Source organism: Rathayibacter iranicus NCPPB 2253 = VKM Ac-1602, assembly GCF_003149025.1.
Lineage (GTDB): Bacteria > Actinomycetota > Actinomycetes > Actinomycetales > Microbacteriaceae > Rathayibacter > Rathayibacter iranicus.
This window is the reverse complement of record NZ_QGDV01000021.1, coordinates 23,393-31,358: the sequence shown is the minus strand read 5'-3', so window position 1 is coordinate 31,358 and position 7,966 is coordinate 23,393. Positions and strand designations below refer to the sequence as shown.

The following is a 7,966-nucleotide window of genomic DNA, read 5'->3' as shown; positions in this document are numbered from 1 at the left end:
GCTTACCTGGCGTGTTCGGGTCATGCTTGAAGCGAGGGCGGCCGGTGGGCTTCAGATGGAGGTTCTCGACGATGACCCGCTCGATCAGACCGTCAGCGTTCGTTTCATACACGTAATGGTGGTTCGTGCCGGGTGCACTCGCACGATACCTCACGTTGGGAAGCAGCGCACCCTTACGGTCCGGATCAAAGGGATCCAGAACCTCCGTCTTCTCGCCAGGAGTACCGGACTCTCGCTCGCCTCCACCACGCGAGTTCACGGTCGACCCGTCACTCTCGTCTGCTGGCTGTATTGTGGGATCGAATTCGTCGCTGACTGTCACTCCTCCCGCGCCGAGGTGGTTCTTGAGCCAGTCCATCGCGCTGGTGGCATCACTCGCGGCGGCGATCGTGACGTGTTTCCCGAAGTCGAGGTCGTCGGCCTTCGTGACCAGACGCCCGAGGTCGTCGGTTTTGTTGAGCAGGGTGTCGAGTTTGGTGACCTTCGCCGCGGCGCCGAGGGGGAGAAGGTTCCCGACGATCTGCCCGATGACGAACGCGTCTCCCGAGGCGGCTTTCCCGGCGAGAGTGGTCAGCTGGTTCCACAGGTGGGAGAACGCTTCGCCGTTGGTGGCGAGGGTGAACACACCGGTCGCGACGTCGTGGATGTTCAGCTGCAGGGCTCCGCTGACCTGGTCTCCCAACCCGGACCCGAGCCCGGCGAGGAGCTGTAAGTCTGGATCGCCGGACGCGATTGCGGGCTGCGCGAGGGTGACGTCGTACCAGTGGCCGATGCCCTGGCTGGCCACCCCGACCAGGTTCAGGCTCTCGCCCGTGGACGCGATGGTGGCGTGATCGATCGCACTGTTCACGCCCCCGGCGATCAGCGACCCGCCCAGCCCGGCCAACGCGAGAGTCATGCCCCCGCTGAACGGCGTCCCCGCCACACCCACTGCGACAATGACCGCGCCCGCGACGGTCTGCAGCCCATCCCAGAGCAGGCCCGACAGGGCGTCTTCTTTGCGCTGGCGTTCGGCTTCCGCCTTGACGTCATCGACGTATCCGGCGAACAGGGCCTGCCACCCGTCGGAGGCGACCTGCTGATTCGTCCGGCAATACTCCACCATCCCCCCCGGTCAACTCCCCCAGCTTCCCGAGCGTGAGATTAAAGCTTCCCGGGAGGTAGGAGCGTCCCTGCCCGACAGTGAGACTCCCCAGGTTCCCGACAACCCGGGTCAACTCCGCCACAAGGTTTTTCACCTGACCGAATCCGGGATCGGTGGCCTCATATGCCGCCCACGTTTCCTGCTGAGACGTCACGATCGAGCGCATCCGCTCGAAACCCTCCGCAGCGGCATCCGCCGCGCCAGCGCCCGCGCCGTCCAACGCCACTAGGTGCGACGCGCGGGCAGCAATCGACCGCAGATCGGCCGCGAATCCGCGCAACTGCCCGATGCCGGTATCGAGTTGGGCACGGTGGGCGTCGAACTCGTCGTTCACGAGCCGGAAATTCCCGTCCGTGTCCACCTGGGAATACCCGTTCCAATACACGCCGATCGCGGTCTGGAACGTGGACAGACACACCAGCAGCGACTGCACGATCGGGACATGCACTTCCCGAATATAAGCGCGCATCGCATCAGCACCCTGACCACTGATATTCCCCGAGGCGGCGAGACTCTCCAGCCCCTGCAGAAGCGCATCAAGGGCCTCACCCCGCTCCGCGAGACTCTTCTGCAACCCCGGAGACGACGCCTGCCACGAATCCGCAGAAAACTCCACCACACTCACTCGGACACCTCGCCACCCTGCGCATCCTGCACTTCGATATTCACCCCGAGCTGATCGAACTCGTTCGTGTCCGTCTGCGCCACCGCACCAGACGACACGATGCGATCCCAGCCCTCTCTCGTCCCCGCCACCCGGGACGTGAGAGTAGACACCGACCGAGTCTCCTCAGGGAATCCGCCACCTAGGCATCGTGTGTCTGGACCCATCATCTACCGCCTCCTCACCATCTCGTTTTCCTCACGGCTCTCGCACCAGCCTGCGCAGAACGCGCCACGCCGAGTCCTCTGCGCGCGAGAAGCGGCTAGAAGCCGAAGCTCTGCGCATCCTGCGCGTCACGCTCAGCGATAGTGTCCGCGTACGTGTTCAACTGCTCGTTGATGTTCACCAACAGCTCCTCGAACTTCTTCACACTCTCGGACAGCTGGTCGTACTGCGCGAGATACGCCTGGAACGCCTGACCCTTCCACTGCTCAGCAATAGTCGAATTCATCTGGCTCACCTTCTGAAGAGCCTGCTCGATCTCTTCCTTCGAGCGGGTATACACCTGAGCCTGCTGCTTCAGTTCTTCCGGCGTCACGCTAATCTGAGCCATGGAACGCTCCTTTCATGAGACTGCTCGGCACCGTAGCACGCCATCAGCACCCGATCAGGAACCTCGGGAATCACCATCGTCGCAGGGCGCAAAGTGGAACGCCGTTGGCGCAGGCCGCAAAGGACTTAGTGTCTCGAAGGGCTCGACCGCGAACAGAACGAAACGGAGGCTTATGCAAATGCCTTACACGCTCATCGACTATTCCTCTGACCTCAGCGTTTGTGGCACTTAATCTGAATTCTGTATAAGCCCCACGATAGTCACTCCGTCTACTACGAGCGTCATTCATAAGGTCTGATTCGCGCGCGTCGCTGTAAAAACATCGACTTTTCGAGCGAGAGAACGGATGTTACCAAACACACCATTTCTCAAGCGAAAAGTCGAGACGCTATGCCTCTACTACAGGTTTAACCTCTGGGCAGATGACAGAGTTGATGCCTCGGATATTCCAGATTCTGTCCGGGCGTCCATCATTGCCGGGCCGTCCGCCCCTTCTGAACCTGCGGGAGCAGGTCATCGTGACTCTGCTGCTGTCGCGACAGAACATGAACCAGGCCGCCGTTGCGGACCTGTACGGCGTTTCGCAGGCCACCGTCTCTCGGATCTACCGGCGCATCGTGCCGCTGATCGAGTATGCCTGTTGCTTCTCCGGGATCGCCCCGGAAGAAGCCGTTCGCGGCCGTCTCCCTCCTCGAATATCCTCCTCCCTCTAATACCTTCCCTGCGGGATCTGCTTGACAATCGGCCTGAACCTGGGAACACCGCAGGTCAGGGGCGGTTTTTGTACCAAGTTGGGCCTTGGCGGCAGCTGGCACGACATGATCCTCCCCGAAAGGTCCTCGTCAGGTCCGTTTTCCGGCGTCAAGCCCTAACTGGACGGGACTCCGTGGGCCCTCGGCCATCGTTTCGCCGACGCCAGCGGTAACTGAGCCGCGCTCACTATGTCTGTCCGAGCAGGTTCTGCCAGACCCTATTCCCCGCCGCAGGGTCCTGTATGAAGCCCCGACCGGAGCTTGAAGCGCCAAGTACGAAAGCGACCACGGCATGACCCACGACCCCACCTCGGACAGCGAGTTCGACCGCGACCGCAACGACTTTGACCTGCCGCCCGAGCAGCAGGCGGATCTCAACCCCGAGCGGTCGCCGCTTCCGGAGCTCGACGAGTCCGCTGACGGTCTCGAGACCGACGAGCCAGACACCGCTGGCTGGCATGCCCGGTCCACCCCGTCAAAGAGCCAGATCCGCCGGGGCATCGAGAAGTACCTCAAGCTTGCGGAGGCTCCCGACAGTCGGCTGAACCTCCTCGCCGCCACCCTAGGCACGAAGGCCGACCCGCTCGAACTCGCCGTCACGATCGCGGCCTCCCAACGCATCAACCTCAGCGCCGCGAGCCAGCTCATCGCGCTCCGCAGCGAGCCGAACCCGTACGCCGCCATCGTCGCCGCCGGAAGTCTTTCCCGCGACGACGCGAAACGCACCTGGTCGCTGCTCGTCGCCCTCGGCGTCGTCTCCGGCAGCCTCCCGTCGAAGGACGTCGCCGCCGCCTCGAAGCTCGCCGGGGCGGCCGCCGAGCTCACGGACGTTCACATCGCCGACATCGAGGCCGTTCGCTCCCTCGGACGCAAGTAGTCACTCATGCCGCGATGCACCTCTTGGCGCTTTCATGACACCGACGTGGCCCCCGCGAACCAGCTGCCCGCCGGCCGCGACCACCGCGTCTGGCGACCCTGCCGGAACCCGGTCGTGAAAGGCGTCGCCCGCTGCCCCGACTGCGAGGCGGCGCTGATCGTGTGCCCGAATCCCGACATCCGAATCGCCCTGGCCCAAGAGCCCGACCAGACCATCGAACTCCTGGAAGCGATGACCACCGACCCGGACCACCGGGTCGCCTCGGCAGCGGAACACGCTCTCGCCCGACTCGACAGCCTCGAACCACCGCACCGGCCGGCGACCACCCCCACCGACGACGACCTCTGGAGCTGAACCTCGTGGCACGCAAAGGCACCAGCCCAGCATCCGCCCTCTGGGACGAGAACCCACAGGAACGCGACAACCAACGCGCACCGTCAGTGTCGAAAATGGCCTCGAACCGTAAATGGGTCCGCCGGGCCCTCTACGCGATCGCGTTCGGGATCGTGCCCATCACCTGCTTCGCACTCCTGGGCAACGTCGTCAACGCGACCACCTCGGCGGCGACCGGCGCGACGCGCGCGAGCATCTCCAGCAACTACTCGGCCGGCAAGGTCGCCGCGGTCGAAGCGATGCGCGCGTGGCTGGCGCAGACACCGGCGCCACTTCCAGGCGGGCACATGTCCAGCTGGGACGGCTACGAGACCCGTGACATCCCCCTCAACGACAAGGGCGTACGCGACTCTGATGTGGCCGTCGAACTGCACCACTTCACGCTCATCAGCGGAACCGGCATCGAGATGGTCGTCTTCCAGTCCGACGTCGAAGTCCGCGTCTCCCCCACCTTCGGTGTCAAGGTCAGCGGTTCTCCCACGCTGATGCCCGGGGCCCCGTCAGCCACGAACGGCTGGCCGACCGTCGTCACCTGGCCGGGCTACCCGAGCGGCACGACGAGCAAGGCTGTCACCCAAGCCGTTACTGCCTGGGCGAAAGCGTTCACCGCCGGAACCTCCGACGACCTCCGCCTCGCCGTCGGCGACCCCGACGCGAAACACAGCTACCTGCCGCTGACCGGCATCGAGAGCGCCACCGCGTCCGTCACCGCATCCGCCGACATCCCCCTCGCCGATCCCGAAGCCAGGCCTGTCCAGATGCTCGTCCGCGTCGGTCTTGCCCTCGTCTGGAACGGGCAGGAGGCTCCCGCCGCCGACGATGCGACGGCCCGGGCCGCCCTACCGACCGCCGTCTATGACGTTCTCGTCGATGGTGCGAACACCGCAGCTCCTCGTGTCGTCTCCTGGGGCGGGCCCGGCACCGGCCCGGAACTGAGCGCGTACAGCACCGCCATCGACGGTGTCGCTGCAGACGCCGCCTCGCCGACCGATAACCCCATCCCGTCCATGACCGAGGAGGTCACCTCGAATGAGTAGCACGAAGGCTCAGGCGATCCCGGCCAGCCCGCTCTGGGAGACCCGCTCCCGAAAGCCGCTCCCCGGCGGACGCGTCCCCGGCGTCGACGGCTCGATGTGGATCTACCGGCTCGTCCCTATGTCGAACATCGTCGACGCGAAGTCCGTCGAGGCGGCCGTCCGCGCCGGCGGCCCGATCAGCCAGACGATCGAGCAGCTCGGCTCCCTCGTCACTGGGCGTGCCCCCACTCGGCGACTCGTCAAGGGCCAGTACCGCGAGGTTCACCTGCTTCTGGTGAACATCCCTACGTGGTTCAGGGCGCGGCCCGGATCAGCTACCGAGGGGTACCTCAATCGCGCGTTCGCCGGACAGCTGGTCATCCGCCGCAGACTCCTCATGGGCGTGAAGCTTCGCGCCACCAGTGGCGACGGCAGCTTCCGCGGCTTCATGGACTCGGTCGCGGAGACGCTCGTCTATGGTGGCTCGCCCGTCAGCGACTTCGATAGGGACTACAACGAGCTCGACGCCATCTTCGCCCGCTCAGGCTTTACAGTCCCCACCCGGGAGGACTTCGCTCTCGCGAACTCCTGGTGGAACCACGGTTCCTACGCCGACACTCCCGTCCTCGCGCACGAGGAGCACATGCACATCTTCCGTCGCATGGCCGCGGTTCACGAGGCGGAAACCGTCGGCCTGTCACCGAAGGACTGCCCGCACTGGCCGGACATCCCGGACGAGGCGACCATCACGTTCGCTGCCGTCGAAGACTTCGATCTCGGGTACACCGACGTCGCCGACCCTCGCGCACGCTGGGTTCCACCGCTGTTGGACGCCGGCACGCGCGTCGTCTCCGTCCGCGGCCTCGTCGAACCCGCGCGCGTGACCCGGAAGGAGCTGCGCGCGCAGCAGCGCCGGTACCGCAACGACATCCAGGTGGCCGCGGAGAAGGGCAAGATGGACCGCGCGGAGGCCGCGGAGAAGGAAGCGGAGCTGAAGTCCCTCGAGGATGCGTACGCCGCGGACCGCGCGCCGGCCACACTTGTCGACGTCTCCGTCATCGTCGGCATCGACGGCCTCCCCGAAGATCTGACCCAGGTGGCGCCGTCGTCGATTGTGCTGAACCCGATGGCGAACCGTCAGGCCGCTGCGTGGCACGAGACGATGATCTGCTCGTCCGTCCGCGCGAACCCGCACCTGCACGATCTGCCGTCCACCACCATCGCGTACAGCGGCCTGCCGGCACTCACGACGGTCGGCGACGCGGACGGTGCGCTCCTCGGCTTCACTGAACGGGACCGCCAGCCGGTGTACATCTCGCCGACCGCGGCGAGCGCCGGTGACAGCTTCCCGCTCATGCTGACCTCGGCTGCGACCGGATCTGGAAAGACGATGCTGCTGCTGTGGCTGGCGACGCAGTTCAGCGATCTCGGCCGCCCTGTCGTCATCATCGATCCGAAGCAGGACTCAGACCACTCCGCCGTCGTCGAGATGAAGGGCGGCCAGGTCGCGTCTTTCGATGAGCTCATCACGGCGGACGGGGCGTTGGATCCGATGCGGTTTTCCAAGTCGCGCGCCGAAGGCGTGCAGCGCGCCGCGTCGATGCTCTCGACGGTGAACCCGTGGGGCAGTGTGCAGCGCAGGCAAGAGCACGAGACGCAGATCGCGAACGCGATCAAGTTCGGCTCCGACCAGGGCGCGGAAGCGACCGGTCAGGCCCTCAAGATTGCCGCGGACGCCGGCATCATCCCGTGGGAGGCCGTTCGGCCGGTGTTCGAGATGGCGGAGTCGTACCCGATGTTCCGGGCGACGTTCGGCATCAATCCCGGCACGAGTGCGCTCGCGGTCGCCGACGGCATCACCTTGTTCAAGGTCGGCCAGTCCTCGTTTAAGCGCCCGTCGCTCGCCGACATCAACAATATGGCTGCGGCGGATCCGCTGGTCCGCTGCTCCGTCAACGCCCTGTTCATGATGGTCAACGGCTCGATGAGCGCCCTCGCTGGCCGTGGCGGGGTGCTGAACATCGACGAGTCCTGGATGGTCGAACGTGCCGCACCGGACGCGCTCGAGGAGATCGGACGTCTCGCTCGGTCGATGGATGTCTTGCCGATCCTCTACACGCAGACGCCGTCCGGTCCGGTCAAGCTCGGACTGAAGGGCTACATGTCTCGCGGGCTCATCGGTCACATCGCTGATGAGGAGGAGGCCGCCGCCGGTCTCGAGATCTTCAAGGCGAACACCCCGGGTCTCCTGAACCGGGTGACCGCGACCGAGTACTCGACCGACTACAGCTCCGACGGCGCCGTGAACTGGAATTCGCTGAAAGCGTTGCAGGTCCCGGACCCGGAGCGTCCCGGTAAGCGCACGGTGCTCCGCGGCTCGGTGTTCTACCACTCGGATCTGCGCGGGCGCATCGCTCCCGTCGAGGTGCTACTGCCGGGCGAGTTCCTGCATCTCGCGTCTACGACCCCGGAGGACGTCGCCGCGCGGAGGGCGGAGTTCGCGCTCCGGCGAGCCGCCTGAACCCGCGTCAGGGCTGCTCTCTGACACCCGTCGGAGGCGGCCCGCA

9 protein-coding genes are annotated in these 7,966 nt (G+C 65.5%); 5 read left to right on the top strand and 4 right to left on the bottom strand.

From position 1 onward, the window contains the following. The 4 genes from B0H03_RS14960 to B0H03_RS14950 form a co-directional block, all read right to left on the bottom strand. A partial coding sequence (locus tag B0H03_RS14960) for a hypothetical protein (RefSeq protein ID WP_207774252.1) occupies positions 1 to 1,105 on the bottom strand: 1,105 nt, incomplete at its 3' end. After that, positions 1,029 to 1,760 carry a T7SS effector LXG polymorphic toxin gene (locus B0H03_RS14955; protein WP_276329557.1) on the bottom strand — a complete coding sequence of 244 codons (732 nt, stop codon included), beginning with the start codon at positions 1,758 to 1,760 and terminating at the stop codon, positions 1,029 to 1,031. The genes B0H03_RS14955 and B0H03_RS14960, both read right to left, overlap by 77 nt. A 5-nt stretch (positions 1,761 to 1,765) precedes the next feature. Further along, positions 1,766 to 1,921: a hypothetical protein gene (locus B0H03_RS16785; protein ID WP_160487313.1), complete on the bottom strand. Its 156-nt coding sequence runs from the start codon at positions 1,919 to 1,921 to the stop codon at positions 1,766 to 1,768. A 149-nt stretch (positions 1,922 to 2,070) separates the two neighbouring features. After that, a complete protein-coding gene (locus B0H03_RS14950) occupies positions 2,071 to 2,361 on the bottom strand; it encodes a WXG100 family type VII secretion target (protein WP_104354094.1) in 291 nt (96 codons plus the stop codon). Positions 2,362 to 2,783: 422 nt separating this feature from the next. On the opposite strand from B0H03_RS14950, the gene B0H03_RS14945 reads away from it, so the two are divergent. The 5 genes from B0H03_RS14945 to B0H03_RS14925 all read left to right on the top strand — a co-directional run bounded on the left by B0H03_RS14945 (position 2,784) and on the right by B0H03_RS14925 (position 7,920). Beyond that, positions 2,784 to 3,074, top strand: a complete 291-nt coding sequence (locus B0H03_RS14945) for a transposase family protein (protein ID WP_104354093.1) — start codon at positions 2,784 to 2,786, stop codon at positions 3,072 to 3,074. 331 nt (positions 3,075 to 3,405) lie between these two features. Continuing rightward, entirely contained in the window at positions 3,406 to 3,990 is a 585-nt protein-coding gene (locus tag B0H03_RS14940; protein ID WP_104354092.1) for a hypothetical protein, read from the top strand. A gap of 45 nt (positions 3,991 to 4,035) precedes the next feature. After that, positions 4,036 to 4,344, top strand: a complete 309-nt coding sequence (locus B0H03_RS14935) for a hypothetical protein (protein ID WP_104354091.1) — start codon at positions 4,036 to 4,038, stop codon at positions 4,342 to 4,344. Between the two features lie 95 nt (positions 4,345 to 4,439). Beyond that, complete coding sequence (locus B0H03_RS14930; protein WP_104354090.1) at positions 4,440 to 5,420, top strand: hypothetical protein; 981 nt, start codon at positions 4,440 to 4,442, stop codon at positions 5,418 to 5,420. Further along, positions 5,413 to 7,920, top strand: coding sequence for a hypothetical protein (locus B0H03_RS14925; protein ID WP_104354089.1), 2,508 nt, complete (start codon positions 5,413 to 5,415; stop codon positions 7,918 to 7,920). The genes B0H03_RS14930 and B0H03_RS14925 overlap by 8 nt, the downstream gene beginning before the upstream one ends. The last annotated feature ends 46 nt before the right edge of the window (positions 7,921 to 7,966 follow it).

What these genes read in the sequence shown, in the direction of transcription:
- B0H03_RS14950 (WP_104354094.1), bottom strand. Translation starts at nt 2,361, where the DNA reads ATGGCTCAGATTAGCGTGACGCCGGAAGAACTGAAGCAGCAGGCTCAG.
- B0H03_RS14925 (WP_104354089.1), top strand. Translation starts at nt 5,413, where the DNA reads ATGAGTAGCACGAAGGCTCAGGCGATCCCGGCCAGCCCGCTCTGGGAG.
- B0H03_RS14930 (WP_104354090.1), top strand. Translation starts at nt 4,440, where the DNA reads ATGGCCTCGAACCGTAAATGGGTCCGCCGGGCCCTCTACGCGATCGCG.
- B0H03_RS14940 (WP_104354092.1), top strand. Translation starts at nt 3,406, where the DNA reads ATGACCCACGACCCCACCTCGGACAGCGAGTTCGACCGCGACCGCAAC.
- B0H03_RS14945 (WP_104354093.1), top strand. Translation starts at nt 2,784, where the DNA reads ATGACAGAGTTGATGCCTCGGATATTCCAGATTCTGTCCGGGCGTCCA.